This window comes from Phenylobacterium sp. J367 (assembly GCF_024699985.1).
Lineage (GTDB): Bacteria > Pseudomonadota > Alphaproteobacteria > Caulobacterales > Caulobacteraceae > Phenylobacterium.
Genome location: NZ_JAJONA010000001.1, coordinates 3483226 through 3500697 on the forward strand (window position 1 = coordinate 3483226; position 17472 = coordinate 3500697).

At 69.7% G+C, this 17472-nt stretch carries 17 protein-coding genes, 1 tRNA gene and 3 pseudogenes; 11 read left to right on the forward strand and 10 right to left on the reverse strand.

Going from position 1 to position 17472, the window contains the following annotated elements; all coding sequences use genetic code 11:
• The first annotated feature begins 119 nt into the window (after positions 1-119).
• Positions 120-2933, forward strand: coding sequence for a DNA gyrase subunit A (gene gyrA / locus LRS04_RS18610; protein WP_257817605.1), 2814 nt, complete (start codon positions 120-122; stop codon positions 2931-2933).
• Between the two features lie 156 nt (positions 2934-3089).
• Here gyrA and LRS04_RS18615 read toward each other — a convergent pair whose 3' ends face one another.
• Positions 3090-3515 (reverse strand): CBS domain-containing protein, encoded by a 426-nt coding sequence (locus LRS04_RS18615; protein ID WP_257817606.1) that lies wholly within the window; start codon positions 3513-3515, stop codon positions 3090-3092.
• A 164-nt stretch (positions 3516-3679) separates the two neighbouring features.
• Here LRS04_RS18615 and coaD point away from each other — a divergent pair, with 164 nt between their 5' ends.
• Genes coaD through LRS04_RS18640 form a run of 5 tightly spaced genes read left to right on the forward strand, consistent with a single transcriptional unit; the run spans position 3680 to position 6020 of the window.
• A complete protein-coding gene (coaD, locus tag LRS04_RS18620) occupies positions 3680-4174 on the forward strand; it encodes a pantetheine-phosphate adenylyltransferase (RefSeq protein ID WP_257817607.1) in 495 nt (164 codons plus the stop codon).
• A gap of 33 nt (positions 4175-4207) precedes the next feature.
• Positions 4208-5086 (forward strand): peptidylprolyl isomerase, encoded by an 879-nt coding sequence (locus LRS04_RS18625; RefSeq protein ID WP_257817608.1) that lies wholly within the window; start codon positions 4208-4210, stop codon positions 5084-5086.
• Positions 5086-5547 (forward strand): peptidylprolyl isomerase, encoded by a 462-nt coding sequence (locus LRS04_RS18630; RefSeq protein WP_257817609.1) that lies wholly within the window; start codon positions 5086-5088, stop codon positions 5545-5547. Before LRS04_RS18625 ends, LRS04_RS18630 begins: the two co-directional genes overlap by 1 nt.
• A gap of 7 nt (positions 5548-5554) precedes the next feature.
• Entirely contained in the window at positions 5555-5689 is a 135-nt protein-coding gene (locus LRS04_RS18635) for a hypothetical protein (RefSeq protein ID WP_257817610.1), read from the forward strand.
• A gap of 19 nt (positions 5690-5708) precedes the next feature.
• Positions 5709-6020 (forward strand): hypothetical protein, encoded by a 312-nt coding sequence (locus LRS04_RS18640; protein WP_257817611.1) that lies wholly within the window; start codon positions 5709-5711, stop codon positions 6018-6020.
• On the opposite strand, the gene LRS04_RS27095 is transcribed toward LRS04_RS18640, so the two are convergent.
• A complete protein-coding gene (locus tag LRS04_RS27095; RefSeq protein ID WP_308238180.1) occupies positions 5992-7017 on the reverse strand; it encodes an endonuclease/exonuclease/phosphatase family protein in 1026 nt (341 codons plus the stop codon). The two genes, LRS04_RS18640 and LRS04_RS27095, sit on opposite strands and share 29 nt — an antisense overlap.
• Positions 7018-7025: 8 nt before the next feature.
• On the opposite strand from LRS04_RS27095, the gene queA reads away from it, so the two are divergent.
• Together queA and tgt are read left to right on the forward strand one after the other, a co-directional pair.
• A complete protein-coding gene (queA, locus tag LRS04_RS18650; RefSeq protein WP_257817613.1) occupies positions 7026-8099 on the forward strand; it encodes a tRNA preQ1(34) S-adenosylmethionine ribosyltransferase-isomerase QueA in 1074 nt (357 codons plus the stop codon).
• Positions 8099-9227: pseudogene (gene tgt, locus LRS04_RS18655) on the forward strand (tRNA guanosine(34) transglycosylase Tgt). The gene queA and the pseudogene tgt overlap by 1 nt, the downstream one beginning before the upstream one ends.
• On the opposite strand, the gene LRS04_RS18660 reads toward tgt, so the two are convergent.
• Positions 9190-9789, reverse strand: a complete 600-nt coding sequence (locus LRS04_RS18660; RefSeq protein ID WP_257817614.1) for a hypothetical protein — start codon at positions 9787-9789, stop codon at positions 9190-9192. The pseudogene tgt and the gene LRS04_RS18660 sit on opposite strands and share 38 nt — an antisense overlap.
• A 121-nt stretch (positions 9790-9910) precedes the next feature.
• On the opposite strand from LRS04_RS18660, the gene LRS04_RS18665 reads away from it, so the two are divergent.
• Positions 9911-9985 (forward strand) — tRNA-Lys (locus LRS04_RS18665).
• A 12-nt stretch (positions 9986-9997) separates the two neighbouring features.
• Here LRS04_RS18665 and LRS04_RS18670 read toward each other — a convergent pair.
• Positions 9998-10894 (reverse strand): S1C family serine protease, encoded by an 897-nt coding sequence (locus LRS04_RS18670; RefSeq protein WP_257817615.1) that lies wholly within the window; start codon positions 10892-10894, stop codon positions 9998-10000.
• Positions 10895-11263: 369 nt separating this feature from the next.
• On the opposite strand from LRS04_RS18670, the gene LRS04_RS18675 reads away from it, so the two are divergent.
• Complete coding sequence (locus LRS04_RS18675) at positions 11264-12094, forward strand: FAD-dependent oxidoreductase (RefSeq protein WP_257817616.1); 831 nt, start codon at positions 11264-11266, stop codon at positions 12092-12094.
• On the forward strand, positions 12013-12375 hold the full coding sequence (locus LRS04_RS18680) for a hypothetical protein (protein ID WP_257817617.1): 363 nt from the start codon (positions 12013-12015) through the stop codon (positions 12373-12375). Before LRS04_RS18675 ends, LRS04_RS18680 begins: the two co-directional genes overlap by 82 nt.
• On the opposite strand, the gene LRS04_RS18685 is transcribed toward LRS04_RS18680, so the two are convergent.
• From LRS04_RS18685 to LRS04_RS18705, 6 genes and pseudogenes are all read right to left on the reverse strand, one after another.
• Positions 12372-12845 (reverse strand): hypothetical protein, encoded by a 474-nt coding sequence (locus tag LRS04_RS18685; protein ID WP_257817618.1) that lies wholly within the window; start codon positions 12843-12845, stop codon positions 12372-12374. The two genes, LRS04_RS18680 and LRS04_RS18685, sit on opposite strands and share 4 nt — an antisense overlap.
• A 292-nt stretch (positions 12846-13137) precedes the next feature.
• Positions 13138-13353, reverse strand: a complete 216-nt coding sequence (locus LRS04_RS18690) for a hypothetical protein (RefSeq protein WP_257817619.1) — start codon at positions 13351-13353, stop codon at positions 13138-13140.
• Between the two features lie 13 nt (positions 13354-13366).
• A pseudogene (locus tag LRS04_RS28285) lies at positions 13367-13666 on the reverse strand (class I SAM-dependent methyltransferase); the annotation flags it as partial.
• 388 nt (positions 13667-14054) lie between these two features.
• Positions 14055-14933 (reverse strand): transglutaminase family protein, encoded by an 879-nt coding sequence (locus tag LRS04_RS18695; RefSeq protein ID WP_257817620.1) that lies wholly within the window; start codon positions 14931-14933, stop codon positions 14055-14057.
• A gap of 14 nt (positions 14934-14947) precedes the next feature.
• Entirely contained in the window at positions 14948-15886 is a 939-nt protein-coding gene (locus LRS04_RS18700; protein WP_257817621.1) for an alpha-E domain-containing protein, read from the reverse strand.
• Positions 15886-17375 (reverse strand): annotated as a pseudogene (locus tag LRS04_RS18705) (circularly permuted type 2 ATP-grasp protein). The gene LRS04_RS18700 and the pseudogene LRS04_RS18705 overlap by 1 nt, the downstream one beginning before the upstream one ends.
• Between the last annotated feature and the right edge of the window lie 97 nt (positions 17376-17472).

The window sequence follows — 17472 nt, forward strand, 5'->3', positions numbered from 1 at the left end:
GGCGCCCGCACCGTTGAAGCCTCGCGCGTGCGCACGCGCGAGCGTTGGCGCTGGCGGCTCGCAAATGCTAACAGGAATGCTTACGTAACCCGTCCGATTCTAACGGCTTAATCCCTCCCTTGACCGATCAGCACACGACCCCTCCGGAAGAACGCCGCGGGGGCATCGCCCCTATCGCGATCGAAGACGAGCTGAAGCGCTCGTATCTCGACTACGCCATGAGCGTGATCGTCAGCCGCGCGCTGCCGGACGTTCGCGACGGCCTGAAGCCCGTCCACCGCCGCATCCTGTTCTCGATGAACGAGCAGGGGCATACGCCTGACCGCAGCTATGTGAAATCGGCGCGGATCGTCGGGGACGTGATGGGTAAGTATCACCCGCACGGCGACGTCGCGATCTACGACACCCTGGTGCGCCTGGCGCAGCCGTTCTCGATGAACCTGCTGCTGATCGACGGCCAGGGGAACTTCGGCTCGGTGGACAACGATCCGCCGGCGGCCATGCGCTATACCGAGAGCCGCATGACCCGCGCCGCCATGGCGATCCTGGCGGACCTCGACAAGGACACGGTCGACTTCAAGGAGAACTACGACGGCTCCGAGCAGGAGCCCGTGGTCCTGCCGTCGCGCGTCCCGAACCTGCTGGTCAACGGCGCCGGCGGCATCGCCGTCGGCATGGCCACCAACATCCCGCCGCACAATCTCGGCGAGGTGGTCGACGCCTGCCTGGCCTATGTGGACAACCCGGACGTCAGCCTCGACGACCTGCTGGACATCGTGCCGGGCCCCGACTTCCCGACCGGCGGCGAGATCATCGGCCGGACCGGCGCGCGCAATGCGCTGATGACCGGCCGCGGCTCGGTGGTCATGCGCGGCAAGGCCTCGATCGAGGAGATCCGCAAGGATCGCGAAGCGATCGTCATCCACTCGATCCCCTACCAGGTGAACAAGGCCGGCCTCGTCGAGCGGATCGCCGAACTGGTGCGCGAGAAGCGCGTCGAGGGCATTGCCGACCTGCGCGACGAGAGCGACCGCGACGGCATGCGCATCGTCGTGGAGATGAAGCGCGACGCCTCGGCCGAGGTGATCCTCAACCAGCTCTACCGCTACACGCCGCTGCAGTCCTCGTTCGGGGTCAACATGCTGGCGCTGAACCGCGGCCGGCCCGAGCAGATGGGCCTGAAGGAGATGATCACCGCCTTCGTGGATTTCCGCGAGGAGGTGGTGGTCCGCCGGACCAAGTTCGAGCTCTCGAAGGCCCGCGACCGCGGCCACGTCCTGGTCGGCCTGGCGATCGCCGTCGCGAACATCGACGAGTTCATCCACATCATCCGCTCGTCCAAGGACCCCACCGAGGCCCGCGAGCGCCTGGTGGCGCGCGACTGGCCGGCGGGCGACATGATGCCGCTCGTCGACCTGATCGCCGATCCGCGCACCGTGATCGTCGAGGCCGAGCGGATCCGCCTCACCGACGAACAGGCCCGGGCCATCCTGGCGCTGACGCTGTCCCGCCTGACCGGCCTTGGCCGCGACGAGATCTTCGGCGAGGCCCGGGAACTCGCTGGCGCCATCAGCGGGCACCTGGAGATCCTGGCCAGCCGCGAGCGGGTCATGGCCATCGTGCGCGAGGAGCTGGTGGCGGTCCGCGACCAGTTCGCCGTGCCGCGCCGCACCGAGATCGTCGAAGGCGACGCCGACGTCGAGGACGAGGACCTCATCGCCCGCGAGGACATGGTCATCACCGTGACCCACGGCGGCTATGTGAAGCGCACGCCGCTGGCCATCTACCGGACCCAGCACCGGGGCGGGAAGGGCCGCTCGGGCATGGCGACCAAGGACGAGGACGCCGTGACGCGCGTGTTCTCGGCCAACACCCACACGCCGATGCTGTTCTTCTCCTCCGGCGGCAAGGCGTTCCAGCTCAAGGTGTGGCGCCTGCCGATCGGCACGCCGACCAGCCGCGGCAAGGCCTGGGTCAACCTGCTGCCCATCGAGCCCGGCGAGAGCATCACCTCGATCCTCCCGCTGCCCGAGGACGAGGCCACCTGGGACCAGTACGACGTGATGTTCGCCACCCGGTCGGGGAACGTCCGCCGGAACAAGCTCAGCGACTTCATCGGCATCAAGCGCAACGGCAAGATCGCCATGAAGCTCGACGAGGGCGACGCCATCGTCGGGGTCGGGGTCTGCAACGCGTCGCAGAACGACATCCTGCTGACGACGGCGCTCGGCCGCGCCATCCGCTTCGCCACGGAAGAGGTGCGGGTGTTCGCGGGCCGGGATTCCACCGGCGTGCGCGGCATCCGCCTGGCGGAGGGCGACACGGTCATCTCCATGGCCATCCTGCGCTCGGTGGCGGCGACGCCCGACGAGCGCGCGGCCTACGTCAAGCACGCCAACGCCATGCGCCGCGCGGTCGGCGAGGGCGAGGACGCCGAGGACGTCGCGGCCGCGGCGGACGACGAGGAGGAAGCCGCCGGCGACGCGGCCCTGTCGCCCGAGCGGATCGCCGAACTGGGCGCCGCCGAGGAGGTCATCCTCACGGTCTCGACCGAAGGCTACGGCAAGCGGACCTCGGCCTATGAGTTCCGCCGCACGGGCCGCGGCGGTCAGGGCCTGCTGGCCCAGGACCTCACCAAGCGCGGCGGCAAGCTCGCCGCCTCCTTCCCGGTGGAGGAGAGCGACCAGATCCTGCTCGTCACCGACCAGGGCCAGTTGATCCGCACGCCGGTCCGGCAGGTCCGCATGGTCGGCCGCAACACCTCGGGCGTGATCATCTTCCGCACCTCGGCGGACGAGCACGTGGTCTCCGTGGAGCGCCTGGCCGACACCGGCGAGGACGAGGCGGCGCCTGACGAGATCGGCGTCGACCCCGCGCCGGAGGGCGATGCGCCCGAAGGCGATGCGCCCGACACGGGCCCCGGGGAAGGCTGAGGGCGCCTGCCCGGGTCGCCTGAGATGAAGATCGATTGAGATAGATAAGCGCTGTCATCCCGGCCCGTCAGGCCGCAGACGGCCCTCCGGCCGGGATGACAGTACTTTTTCGGACGGTTCGGTGGATTTCGGGCTAGGGCCCGGCGGCCTCCAGCCCTAGTGGGACGCCGGCGTGTTCTCGGAGATCTCTTCGAGGGTCTTGCCGACCGCCTTGGCGCCGTAGTCCTGCGCCACGTCGCCCAGCGACAGGATCCCGGCGAGGTCGCCACGTTCGTCGAGCACGATCAGCCGGCGGATCTGTTTGGAGCCCATCTTCGCCACGGCGTCGGCGACGTTGTCGCTCTCGCGGCAGGTCTCGACGCCCTCGGTCATCACCTCCGCGACGGGGGTGTCGAGCCCCAGTTGCTCGGCGACGACCCTGAGCACGATGTCCCGGTCGGTGATCAGGCCGACCACCTTGCCGTCGTCGGTCACCGGCACGGCGCCGGTCTCGATCTTCGCCATGGTGCGGGCCACCTCGGCGATCGTCGTACGGGGCGTGGCGGTGGCCACCTGGGCGGTCATGACGTCGCTGACGTTCATTTGATAATCCTCCGGAGGGTTCGGCCCGTGAAAAGCCTCAGGCGACCATCCTGTTCCCCGGGGGTGGCCGCTTGCCGTCGCGTTCGCCTGTCGCAAGATTGCGCTTGCCAGATCGCGCGACGACGGCGAAAGGCCAGGGACGGACAGTTGGGGGACCACGCCGCATGACGCGCATCGGGCTCTATCCGGGCACGTTCGATCCCATCCACAATGGGCACACCGATATCATCGGGCGTGCGGTGAAGCTGGTCGATAAGCTCGTCCTTGGCGTGGCGATCAACGCCGGCAAGGGCCCGCTTTTCTCGCTGGAAGAGCGGGTGGCGATCGTCGAGGAGGCGGTGGCCCCGCTCCGCAACCGCACCGAGATCGTGGTCCAGCCCTTCGAGGGCCTGACCATGCACTTCGCGCGCGAATGCGGGGCCTCGGTGATCGTCCGCGGTCTGCGCGCCGTGGCGGACTTCGAGTTCGAGTTCCAGATGACCGCGATGAACCAGCAGCTCGACCGCGAGATCGAGACGGTGTTCCTGATGGCCGATCCGCGCCACCAGGCCATCGCGTCAAAGCTGGTGAAGGAGATCGCCGTCCTGGGCGGCGACGTCACCAAGTTCGTCAGCGAGCCGGTGAAGCAGAAGCTGCTGGCCAAGGTCGGCCGGGGCTAGCGTCTCACGGCGCGTCCCGCTAACGGTGCGCCCATGAAGACGACTGTTCTCCTTGCCGCGGCGCTGGCGCTCGCCGCGACCTCCGCCGTGGCCCAGCGCCGCCCGGCGCCGAAAGCCGCGCCGGCCGCGGCCGCCGCCGGACCTGCCGCGCCGACCGCCGCCGACTGGCGGACGCCGGATCCCAACGATGTCCTGGTGATCGACACCAACAAGGGCCGGATCATCCTCGAGATGCTGCCCGAGGTGGCGCCCGGCCACGTGGAGCGCGTGCGCGGCCTGGTTCGCGAGAAGTTTTACGACGGCCATCGCTTCTTCCGCGTCATCGACGCCTTCATGGCCCAGACCGGCGACCCGCAGAACAGCGGCCAGGGGGGCTCCTCCCAGCCGGATATCGCCGCGGAGTTCATGTTCCGCCGCGGGCCGGAGACTCCCTTCGTGCTCGCCGCCGACCAGGCCGTGGCCGAGATCGGCTTCATCAAGTCCCTGCCGGTGATGACCCAGTCGATGATGCTGGCCCCCATGACCCGGGACGGCAAGATTTCCGCCTGGGCGCTCTATTGCCCCGGTGTCGCCGGCATGGCCCGGGCCGAGGCCGAGAACTCGGCCAACAGCCAGTTCTTCCTGATGCGCCAGGCCTATCCGTCGCTCGAGAAGCGTTACACCGCCTGGGGCCGGGTGATCTCGGGCCAGGAGGCCGTGCGCGCGATCAAGGTGGGCGAGCCGGTCGCCGATCCGCAGGACTACATGGAACGGGTTCGCCTGCTCGCCGATTTGCCCGAGGCGGAGCGCCCGAAGATTCGCGTGATCGATCCGAAGGGCGCGTGGTTCAAGGCCGAGATCGCCCGGGTCCGTGCGGCCCGCGGGGCCGATTTCACGGCCTGTGACGTCAACATTCCTGTCGAGGTGAAGTGATGGATCCCGAGAACACCCTGGTCATGACGCTGGATACCGGTCCGGTGACCATCAAGCTGCGCCCCGATCTGGCCCCCGGCCACGTGGAGCGGATCAAGGAACTGGCCCGCGAGGGCTTCTATGACGGCGTCGTCTTCCACCGGGTGATCCCGGGCTTCATGGCCCAGGGCGGCGACCCGACGGGCACCGGCTCGGGAGGCTCGGACAAGCCGAACCTGAAGGCGGAGTTCAGCCGCGAGCCGCACGTGCGCGGCGTCTGCTCGATGGCCCGCACGCCGAACCCGAACTCGGCCAACAGCCAGTTCTTCATCTGCTTCGACGACGCTACCTTCCTCGACGGCCAGTACACCGTCTGGGGCGAGGTCGTGGAAGGCATGGAGAACGTCGACGCCCTGCCGAAGGGCGAGCCGCCGCGCTCCCCGGGCAAGATCGTCTCCATGAAGGTCGGCGCGGACGCCTGAGGCGTCCATGGCCCGCAGGCTCAAGGTCTTCGTCACGTCCGACGGGCTCACCGACTACATCGTGGCGGTGAGCTCGAAGGCGAAGGCGCTGGCCGCCTGGGGGGAGCCATCAGGATCTGTTCAAGACCGGTCTCGCCCATGAGACCGACGACGCGGCGCTCGTGAAGGCCGCGACGGCGCAGCCCGGCGAAGTGCTGCGCCGGCCCGCGAACTCGCGCGGGGAGCTCGCAAAGCTGAAGCCCGCGAAGAAGGCCTCCGCTCCGGCCGGGCCATCGAAGGCGGCGCTGAAGAAGGTCGCCGACCTGGAGACGCGCCTGGCGGCTCTCGACGCCGACCATGAGAAGGCGATCGCAAAGCTCGAGCGGCAGCAGGCGCGGATCGCCGAAGACCTGGCCGCCGCGCGCGAGGAGCACGCGGGCCAGCGCGCGCGGATCGAGGATGCCCTCAGCGCTGCGCGACGGGCGCTAGGGTGACGACCACCGGATAGTGGTCCGAGCCCAGCCGGGGACCGCGCTCCACCTTCACCGTGGCCCAGTCGGATCCCGCGTAGACGTGGTCGATGGCCAGGAACGGGAAGACGCCCAGCCAGCGCAGCCGCTTGTACTGCCGGGCCGGCCAGGTGAAGAGCGCGCGGTCGCGCCGGATCACCCCGAACTCGGCGTCCCACTTCCGCCGATAGAACGACCAGGGCGCGGAGTTGAGGTCTCCGGCGACGATGGCGCGCGACCGGTCCGTCTGCGCCAGCACCCGGGCGAGGCGTTCCTCCTGCGGCTGCTGGTCTTGCGGATCGGTCGGCCACGCATAGTGCACACCGATGACCGTGTATTCGCCGCGGGCGTCGCGGTAGCGGGCGCGGGTGAGGGCCCGGGCGCGCCCAGGACGCGGGGCGAGCCCTGCCGGATCGGCGCGGCCTTGCTGTAGATCGTCGTCTCGCACTCGGCGCAGGTGGCGTGCCAGTCGGTGCGCGCGGCGATCACGCGGCGGATGGCCGGCGACGATTCCTCCAGCACCACGATGTCCGGGTCCTGCGCGATCAGCCAGTCGACGGAGCGGTCGGCCGCGCCGGTGCGGTACCAGGCGTTGAACTGGACGAGCTTCAACTGCCCGGGCGCATCGGCGGGCGCCTTCGGCCCGGTGTCGCGGAGAAGCTCCGGGGCGATCAGCAGGCCGGCCGCGACCAGGCCCACCGCGCCCATGCTGACGATCAGGGCACGGGCATAGCCCCGGAACAGCAGGCCGGCGAGGACGCCCGCCAGGGCGCCGCCGAACCAGATCGGCGCGAAATGGGCGAGGATGTCCCACTGGAGGCTCGTCCGGCCGAAATGCGAGGCCACCGCCGCGCCCGCGCAGAGCGCGGTCCCGAGGAACAGCGGCGGCGCCACGAGGGCCAGGGCGGCGAGTCGCACGAAGCGCATGTCCGGCCTCTAGCACGGCGGACGCTTGACGCGACTGCGGCCCCGTGGCCTTCACCCGCCTCCATGCAACTGGCCGACTTCGACTTCGACCTGCCCGAGACGGCGATCGCGCTCCGCCCCGCGGTCCCGCGCGATTCGGCGCGCCTGCTGGTGGTGACGCCCGGCCAGCCGATGCGGGACCTGCAGGTCCGCGACCTGCCCGGCGAGCTGCGCCCGGGCGACATCCTGGTGCTCAACGACACCCGCGTGATCCCCGCCCGGCTGAAGGGCGTGCGTGTCCGGGGCGAGAGCCGGATCGCCTGCGAGGCCACCCTTCACAAGCGGGTCTCGCCGAGCGTCTGGACCGCCTTCATGCGGCCGGGAAAGAAGCTGCAGCCCGGCGATCGGATCACCTTCGGTGACCCCGAGGACAGAGCCTGCTTCCTGGGGTCTCTCGGCGCCACGGTGAAGGACAAGGGCGACGGCGGGGAGATCACGCTGGCCTTCGACCTGGCCGGGCCGGACCTCGACGCCGCGATCGCCGAGCGGGGCGACATGCCGCTGCCACCCTATATCGCCGCCAAGCGGGCCGAGGACGCCCAGGACCGGGCCGACTACCAGACCGTCTATGCCCAGGAGGACGGCTCGGTCGCCGCGCCGACCGCCGGCCTGCACTTCACGCCGGAGCTGTTCGAACGGCTCGAGGCGGCGGGCGTCGGGACCGCCTTCGTCACCCTGCACGTGGGCGCGGGCACCTTCCTGCCGGTGAAGACCGAGAACCTGGCCGAACACCGGATGCACGCCGAATGGGGCGAGGTGGATCAGGCGACCTGCGACCGGCTGAACGCCGCCCGCGCGGCCGGCGGCCGGATCATCTGCGTGGGCACCACGTCGCTCCGGCTGCTGGAGTCCGCCACCGGCGAGGACGGGGTGGTGCGGCCGTTCCTGGACGAGACGGCGATCTTCATCACGCCGGGCTACCGCTTCCGCGCTGCGGACGGGCTGATGACCAATTTCCACCTGCCGAAATCGACGCTCTTCATGCTGGTCTCGGCGCTGGCGGGCGTGGAGACGATGCGCGCGGCCTACGCCCACGCCATCGACACCGGTTACCGCTTCTACTCGTACGGGGACTCGTCCCTGCTCTGGAGGGCCTGATGGCCGCCTTTCCCTTCACTATCCAGGCGACCGACGGCAAGGCGCGCACCGGCGTGCTCTCGACCCCCGCGCGGCGAAATCCGCACGCCCGCCTTCATGCCGGTGGGGACGGCGGGCACCGTCAAGGCGCTGACCGTCGACCAGGTGGCGGCGACCGGCGCGGACATCATCCTCGGCAACACCTACCACCTGATGCTGCGGCCCACGGCCGAGCGCGTCCGGCGGCTCGGTGGCCTCCATCGGTTCATGCGCTGGGAGAAGCCGATCCTGACCGATTCCGGCGGTTTCCAGGTCATGAGCCTCTCGAAGATCGCCAAGGTCACCGAGGAGGCCGTGACCTTCCAGAGCCACCTCGACGGCTCGCGCCACGTCCTCTCGCCCGAACGCTCCATCGAGATCCAGGCCGACCTGCTCGGCTCGGACATCGTCATGCAGCTCGACCAGCTCGTCGGCCTCCCGGCCCCTGAGGAGAAGGTCGCCGAGGCCATGCGCCTCTCCGCACGTTGGGGAACACGTTCGAAGAACGCGTTCGGAGAACGTGATACGCAAGCGCTGTTCGCCATCCAGCAGGGCGGAACCTCCGAGATCCTCCGCAAGGAATCCGCCGACCGCCTGATCGAAACTGAATACGACGGCTACGCCATCGGCGGCCTGGCGGTCGGCGAGGGCCACGAGGCGATGTGCGAGGTGCTCGACTTCGCGCCGGGCCAGCTTCCCGCCGAGCGGCCCCGCTACCTGATGGGCGTCGGCAAGCCCATCGACATCGTGGAGGCGGTCTATCGCGGCGTCGACATGTTCGACTGTGTCCTGCCCACCCGCTCCGGCCGCCACGGCCAGGCCTGGACCTGGGACGGCCCGGTCAATCTGAAGAACGCCCGCTTCGCCGAGGACGATGACGCCCTCGACCCCGCGAGCGACGTCCCCGCCAGCCGGGACTATTCCAAGGCCTACCTCCACCACCTGGTGAAGTCGGACGAGATCCTCGGCCAGGTGCTGCTCTCCTGGCACAACATCGCCTTCTTCCAGCGCCTCATGGCCGAGATGCGGACGGCGATCGCCGAGGGACGGCTGGACGCCTTCCGAGCCGCCTTCAGGTCCCGGGCCGCCGGGTCGGATAGCGCGGCTTGAGCTCGCCCGACACCTCGGGAACCGAGGAGCCGGCCTTCACGTGGCTGGGGGTCGCGGGGGGCTTGCAGCCCTTGGCCTCCCCCAGGCCCTTCAGGTAGGCGCGGCGGACGGAGCCGGCCAGGATCGCCTGCTGGACAAACGCGTCGTGGCGCTCGGCGCCGGAGAGGGTGCGAACGAAGCCGCGGAACGGGATGGCGCTGCTGGCCACGCTGGCGACCGCGCCATAGGCCGTCTCCCGGCTCATCAGCGATTCCTCGTCGGTGGTCGGGGTGTCGATGTCCGCGCCCATCGCCTGGTCGATCGGCTGGATCAGCGCGATCAGCGTCGCGCACCGGGTGTTCGGCGGCCGCTCGTAGGGATCGGCCATGGCCTTCAGCAGTACGACCGGGATCTTCGAGCGCAGCACGTTCACGTCGCGGAGCGGCGCGGAGACCGCCCCGGTGATGTCCTCGCGGGTGGCCTCGCCGCGCGTCTGAACGCGTCCGTCGGGCCCGGAGGTGGCGCAGGCGGAAAGGGTCGCGCCCGACAGAATCAGGGCGGCGGCAAGGGCAAGGTCGCGCATCGCGGCCATCCTAGTGCGACCTGTGGCGCAGTTAAGGCGGAAGACGCCTTGCGCCCGCACGGGCCTGCGCATAGGTTCCGCGCCGCTTCGCCCGGGCCGGCCCACGCCATCCCAGCGACGTGGGCCGGTAGCTCAGTGGTAGAGCATTCGACTTTTAATCGAATGGTCGTGAGTTCGAACCTCACCCGGCCTACCATCATCGCGCGCCTCACTGGGCGAGATCGTCCGGTCGGCGCGCCACCCTGATCGTCACATCCCGTTTGCGGCCGTCACGGATCACGCCGAGCGTCAGGTCGGACCCCGGCTGTGCGCCGGCGATGGCGCGGGTCAGGCCGCCGGAGCCGATGATCGCCTCGCCGTTCACCGTGGTGACCACGTCGCCGGCGCGCAGCGCGCTCGCCGCCGGACCCCCGCGCGAGAGCTCGGCGATGAGGGCGCCCCGCTGTCCGGGGATGTTGAGCTGGAAGGCCAGGGCCGGCGTGAGGTCCATGACGCCGACGCCGAGATAGCCGCGGGTCACCCGGCCGGTCTCGACGATCTGACGGGTGACGTTCTGGGCTAGGTCGGCGGGAATCGCGAAGCCGATGCCGACGGAGCCGCCGCTGGGCGAGAAGATGGCGGTGTTCACGCCGATCACCCGGCCCTGGAGATCGAAGGACGGTCCGCCGGAGTTGCCGCTGTTGATGGGCGCGTCGATCTGCAAATAGCTCACATAGGCCTCGCCGATTTCGCGGCCGTGGGCCGAAACGATGCCGGCCGTCGCCGTCCCGCCGAGGCCAAAGGGGTTGCCGACGGCCACCACCCAGTCGCCGACCTCGGGGAGGGCGTCGGCGGCGAACTGGACATAGGGAAGGTCGCTGGCGTCCAGCTTCAGGACCGCGAGGTCGGTCGGCGGGTCGCGGCCGACCAGCCTGGCCGGGAACTGCCGTCCGTCGGCGAGCGCCACGACGATCTGCTGGGCGCCGTCCACCACGTGGTTGTTGGTCACCACGAGGCCATCGGCGCTGATGATGAAGCCCGAACCGGCGCCACGCCGCACCGGGGCCAGTCCTGGCGGCAGCTGCATGCTCGCCCCGCCGACCGACAGGGTGTCGATGGAGACCACGGCCGGCGAGACCCGTTTGACGATCGGCGCGAAGGAGGTCGGCGCCTCGCCCGACGGAGCCGCCAGGATCGGACCTGAGGTCTGCGGCGGTGGGGGGCACGGCCTTTGGGGCGCCGGGGCCGTCGCAGGCGGCGAGCGCGAGCAGCGCGGCGCCGGCCAGCGCCAGGGCAGGAAAGCTGCGGATCATCTTGGTCGCCCTCTGGATGTGCATCCTAAACGCACGGATTCCCCTCGCGAGCCCGGGATGCCGGTTCCCGGTGGACGACGGGCCGACGCATGTTAGGGCAAAGGACTGTGACGCTTTCGGGGAGTGATGCGGTGACGGTGGGACGGCGTGCGTTTCTGAGGCAGGCCGCGGCGGGCGGCGTCATGCTGGGGCTGGGGGGCTGCGCGACGGCGGCCCCGCCCGTAGCGGCGAGCCTCGCGCGCCCGCCGTTCCGCCCCGTGCCGCCGCTTGCCCGGATCAATGCGAAGCCCGAACGGATCTTCGACATTACCGTCTGCCTCCGCCCGTTCCGGGCCGCCGGCCCCAGGCTGGACGCCGAGACGGTCGGCGACAAGCTCGTGGTCCATAACTATGGCCACGGCGGCTCGGGCTGGTCGCTTTCCTGGGGTTCGGCGAAGGTCGTAGTCCCGAAGGCGCTTTCGACGGGCCAGAAGGACATCGCCGTCATCGGCTGCGGCGCGCTGGGGCTGACCGCGGCGATCACGGCCCAGCGAGCCGGGGCCAACGTCACCATCTACGCCAAGGACCGAATGCCCGAGGTGCGCTCGGCCCGGGCCACCGGGGTGTGGTCTCCGGAATCGCGGATCTCCACCGAGGCGGCCGCACCGGCGGGTTTCCCCGTGATCTGGGAGCAGATGGCCCGGGACAGCTTCCGCACCTTCCACCACTACCTCGGCCTGCCAGGCTCGCCGGTGGAGTGGATCGACCGCTACGTGCTGTTCGACGCCCCGCCCGGGCGCCGCGCCGACCCGGTCGGTTTCGCCCACTACGGCAGCCGGATCGCCGACCTGACACCGCCCACTGAGGCCCTGCCCGGGGGAGCCATCCGTTCCCGGCGCCGATCGCCCGGCGCACCTCGCTGCCGATGTTCAACATCTCGGAGCTCGGCCGGGTGCTCACCGAGGAATTCCTGCAGGCCGGCGGCCGCATCGAGACCATGGAGTTCCACACGCCGGCCGACCTCTCGAAGCTGAAGCAGAAGGTGGTGATCAACTGCACCGGTTACGGCGCCCGCGCGCTCTGGAAGGACGAGAGCGTTGTCCCGGTGCGCGGCCAGATCGCCTGGCTGATCCCGCAGCCCGAGGCGAGCTACGGCATCGTCTACGACAATGTCTCGATGATCGCCCGGCGCGACGGCATCGTCATCCAGCAGACCGGCCCGGACGAGTCGTGGGGCTACAACGATCCGAACGAGACGGTGGACCGCGAGGAGGCCATGGGGGCCGTGGCCTCGATCGCCCGGGCCTATGCCTAGAACTCGATGCCGTCGCGGATGAAGGTCTGCAGGATGTTGGTCTTGCGGATGCCGTAGCGGACCGTCGCCTTCGGGACCTCGCCGTAGGGCAGGGTCATGAGTTCGCGGACGAAGCGGCGGTCGGCCCGCTGGCTCGCGAAGCCGCGGCCTGGATCGGACCAGAGGCCGAAGGCCGGACCGACCGCGACCTTGTCCACCAGCAGGCAGTTGGTGTCGACGAATCCCCCATCCGCGGCGAAGCGGCCCTTTCCCGGCCCCACGGAATCCCAGCGGTCGACGCCCAGTTCCGCGCCGCTCTCCTCGTCGACCAGCATCCGGTGCGAGAAGGCCCACGCCTTGCCCTGGATCGCGTCCAGCAGGGCGCCCAGGTGGTTGGGTGACCACGAGTTGTCGTCGTCGAGGTAGGCCACGGTGCGGGCGTTGGCCAGGAAGCTGAGGATCGAGCGGAGCGCGCCGCCGTCCATGGACATATGCACGCCCCGTGCCGGACCGAGGTGGAGAACGGCGGGGTCAGAACGAGGGCCGAGACATGCTCCGGCCGGCTGGCAAGGGCGGCGTACAGGTCCTGGGTGCGGTATGGGTTCAGGTCAGCGCCGATGACGATCTGCACGCGTCGGCCGCCAAGCTCCTGGCCGTAGATGCAACGCACCGCGTTGACGATGCTGGGCCGCATCAAAGTCGGGATGACCACCGCGACATCGGCGATCTCCTGGGCCGGCGCGCGGTCGGGGAAGTAGCGTCCAAGCTCGAGCGTGGGGCCCATCAGGCGGCGGTCTTGCGGACGTAGAGCTGGTAGAGCGGCGCTCCGAACACGGTCAGCTTGCGCTGGTACAGCGTCACGAAGGCGTCGATGGCCGGCTTCGGCATGTTGTAGAAGTCTTCCTGGCCGTTCTTCTCGTGCTTCCACAGGTAGTCGTCGAAGATCAGGAGCCCGCCCACTTTCAGGAGCTTGAAAGCCAGGACGGCGTCGGTGAGCACGTCCGGGCGCCTGGTGGGAACCGTCCACGTAAACCAGGTCGAAGTCGCCGGCGCGCCCGTCCGCCAGCAGGCGGATCAGGACGTCGTGAGAGAGTCCCTTGTGCTTGGCGAAGGTCACCGGGTTGGGCGCCGCGTCGATGGCGGCTTGGACATTGGCGTCGAAACGGGCTTCGACCGCGGCCATCTGGGCGGGATCGTGCTCCATGCCGCCCGCCCATGTGTCGACGCAGTGCAGCTCGATGGGCCGGGACTGGGCGCAGGTCTCCACCAGGAAACAGGCCGATCGCCCTTCCCAGGAGCCGATCTCGAGCATGCAGGAGGCTGGATGTCGGCGCAGGAGTTCCCGCCAGGTCGGCGCGAACCGGGAGAACCAGTCGGTCGTGAACGCGTAGGGGGGACTCTGCCATCGGGACTGCTTAGCGAGGCCGGCGGGACGGGCCAAGCCCGGCGGCTGGCGCAGCAGCGGCCCGCGCCCTACATTCGGACCGCTGCGGCGGGCTACGACGGCCCTCGGGCGCGCCACTTCCGGCCCCACCTCGGACCGAGGGGCAGAGCGTCCTGCGTAAGCGCGCTCTCCCGCCGCAGCGCCCTACTGTTGCTGTTGCTGCTGTTGCTGGCGCTGCTGCTCGTGCAGCAGGGCGCTTGCGCGCTGGCGCCGCCCGCCGCCGCGGCCCGGCACCGGCTGCGAGACCCGCAGGAACTCAGGCTCGGCGGGTGCGGCGCGCGCCCGGCGGACGCTGACGCCGACGGCGAGCTGGCTCTCGGCCTCGCCCTTGTAGACGCCTCTCGACGGCGGCACGTCGGAATAGTCCCGGCCGACCGCGCAGGGGGACGTGGCGCTCGCCCGCCGGGATGTTGTTGGTCGGGTCGAAGCCGATCCAGCGGGTGCTCGGCAGGAAGACCTCCACCCAGGCATGGGTCGCGTCCGGGTCGGAGCGATCGCCCTGCTTGCGGTCGGTGAACAGGTAACCGGACACGTAGCGCGCCGGGATGCCCCAGGACCGACAGATGGCGATCATCACGTGGGCGAAGTCCTGGCAGACGCCCTTCTTGTGCTGGAGCACGTCGTCGATCGGGCTGTCTGCGCGGGTGACGCCGGCCTCGTAGTCGAAGGCGCGGTAGATTTCCGATGACAGGGTGCGCACGGCGGTGAGCGGGCAGGCGGCGCGCAGGCGGTTCAGGTCATGCTCCTCCACGAACGCGTGCAGCATCTCGGTCTCGCGGGCGAAACCGTGCGCGTGCAGGAACTCGAAGTTGTCGCCGCGCACGAAGTCCGAGCGCAGCCGATCCCACTCCCCGGTGTCCAGGGTCTCGGGCAGATGGGCGGGGGCATGGGTCTCGACCGCCGACACTGCGGTGATCGTCAGCCGGTCGTGCGGCTGGGGCACGTCGAAGTGGTAGACGGCGTTGCCGAAGGCGTCCGCGTAGGAGAACACCTTGGCCGGCGGGTCGAGCTCCAGCTCGAAGCTGACCAGCCGCTGGTTGGCCCCGCGCTGCGGCTGCATCCAGAGCTCCATGACGCTTTCGCGCACGGGCTCCTCGTACTGGTACTGGGTGACATGGCGGACTTCGAGCAGCACGGATCAGGCCTCTCTCACGCGGGCAGCCGCTGTTCGAGCGGGTAGGCGACGAAGGTTTCGTAGACCATCCGGTGGATGGCGGCGCACTCGTCCAGGACGCCGGAGATGAAAGCGCTGGCCCCCTGGGCCTGGATCTCCTCCATGTCGGCGTACTGCAGGCGGGCGCGCAGGCGGCCGGCGACCCGCTCCGGGTTGGCATGGCCGGGTTCGACGTTGCGGGCGATGACCGCCAGGTGCTCCTCGATGCGGTCGGTGCAGAACCTGAGCGAGCGGGGGAAGTCCTCGTCGAGCAGCAGGAACTCGAGGATGAACCGCGGCTGCATGTCCGCGGTGTAGACCCTGAGGTAGGGTTCAAGCGCGCAGGCCATGCGCAGCACGCTGGTGAGCGCGAAATGGTCGGTGATCGGCTTGCGCTTGCCGTCGCCGAAGCAGACCTCCAGCAGGGCCCCGATGAGCTGGGCCCGCTCCAGGTAGACGCCCAGCAGCAGGAAGCGCCAGCCTTCGCCGTGGCTCATGGTGGCGTCCGCCGCGCCCTTGAACAGGTGCAGGTCGGCGATGATGTCGTGCAGGAAGGCCTGTGATCCGTCGCGGAACACGCGGCCCGCGTTCGGGTCGGTCATCCGGAAGTGGACGAGGTTCAGCCGCTCCCAGGTTTCCGTGGTGATCTGGTCGCGCACCTGGCGGGCGTTTTCGCGGGCGCGGGCCAGCGAGGTGGCGATGGAGCCGTGGTCCTCGCGGTCGAGGACCAGCGCCTGGGTGGCCTTGAAGGGCGCCAGCGCCTTCTCGGGCTCGGTGTCGCCGACGGCGGCGAGCGCAATGCGGGCGACCTCTGTCGCTGCCTCGGTCCGGTCGAGCGTGGCCGTGAGCATGACGTCGGAGAGCCGGGCCATGTGCTCGGCCCGCTCCACGTATCGGCCGATCCAGTAGAGGCTGTCGGCGACGCGCGCGAGCATCATGCGGAAGCCTCCGGGCTTGAAACGTCGAGGGTCATGTCGGGCTCTTCACGGCCTTCGGCGATGACCCAGGTGTCCTTCGAGCCGCCCCCCTTGGCTGGAGTTGACGACCAGGGAGCCCCGCCGGAGCGCCACGCGCGTCAGGGCGCCGGGGGTCACCGCGATCTTCTCCCCGGACAGGATGAATGGCCGCAGGTCGACGTGCCGGGGCTCGATGGCGGAATCGATCAGGCAGGGTGCGGTCGAAAGCTGGATGGTTGGCTGGGCGATGTAGTTGGCCGGGTCGGCCTTCAGGGCGTCGGCGAATTCCGCGCGCTCGGCGCGGGTCGAATGCGGCCCAATGAGCATGCCGTAGCCGCCCGACGCGCCCACCGCCTTGACCACCAGCTTGTCGAGATTGGCCAGCACGTGGCTGAGCTGCGCCGGCTCACGGCAGAGGAAGGTCTCGATGTTCGGCAGGATTGGGTCCTCGCCCAGGTAGTAGCGGATGATCTCCGGGACGTAGGCGTAGACCGCCTTATCGTCGGCGACGCCGGTTCCGGGGGCGTTGCAGATCACCACATTCCCGGCCCGGTAGGCGTTGAAGAGCCCGGCCGAGCCCAGGCCGGAATCCCGCCGGAAGGTGAGGGGGTCGATGAAATCGTCGTCCACACGGCGGTAGATCACGTCGATCCGGCGCAGCCCGGTGGTGGTGCGCATGTAGACCATGTTGTCGTGCACCACGAGATCGCGGCCCTCGACCAGGGGCGCGCCCATCAGGCGGGCCAGGTAGGCATGCTCGAAGTAGGCGGAGTTGTAGACCCCGGGCGTCAGCACCACGACCTGCGGGTTCGGCCGCCAGTCCGCCGCCATCCCCTTCAGCGTCGAGAGCAGGAGGTCCGGGTAGCGGTCGATCGACCGTACGCCCGCGCCGCGGAACACGCCCGGGAACACGCGCTTGGCCGCCTCGCGGTTGGCCAGCATGTAGGAGACGCCGGACGGGACGCGCAGATTGTCCTCCAGCACGGCGAAGGTGCCGTCCGGCTGACGGATCAGGTCCGAGCCGCAGACGTTGGCGTAGGCCCCGTGCGGCACATAGAGGTTCTGCATCTCGCGCCGGTACGAGGGCGCGCAAAGCACGAGGTCGCGCGGCACCACCCCCGTCCATCAGGATCTGCTGCTCGGAGTAGATGTCCGACAGGAACATGTTCAGCGCCTTCAGGCGCTGGGTGAGCCCCGCCTCGATGACCGCCCATTCCTGGGCGGCGATGATCCGTGGGAGCAGGTCGGTGGGGATGATCCGCTCGGTGGAGCTCTCGGCGCCATAGACCGTGAAGGTGATGCCCTGGAGCAGGAAGAAGCGCTCGAGGGTTCGCTGACGCTCGGCAAGGTCCTGGGCGCTCAGGGTGTCCAGGCGAGCGGCCAGTTCGGCGTAGTGCGGGCGCACCTTGCCGTCGGGGCCGCGCATTTCGTCATAGGGTTCGAGCGTCGGGACCCGCGCCTCGACCATCTGCTCGTCCCTTGCCACGCCCCGTCGCACCTTTCTGCCGATACCCCGTCCAAGGACCCTAACGCCTGGAACGGCCTTGCGGAGCCCTTGCGCGCAT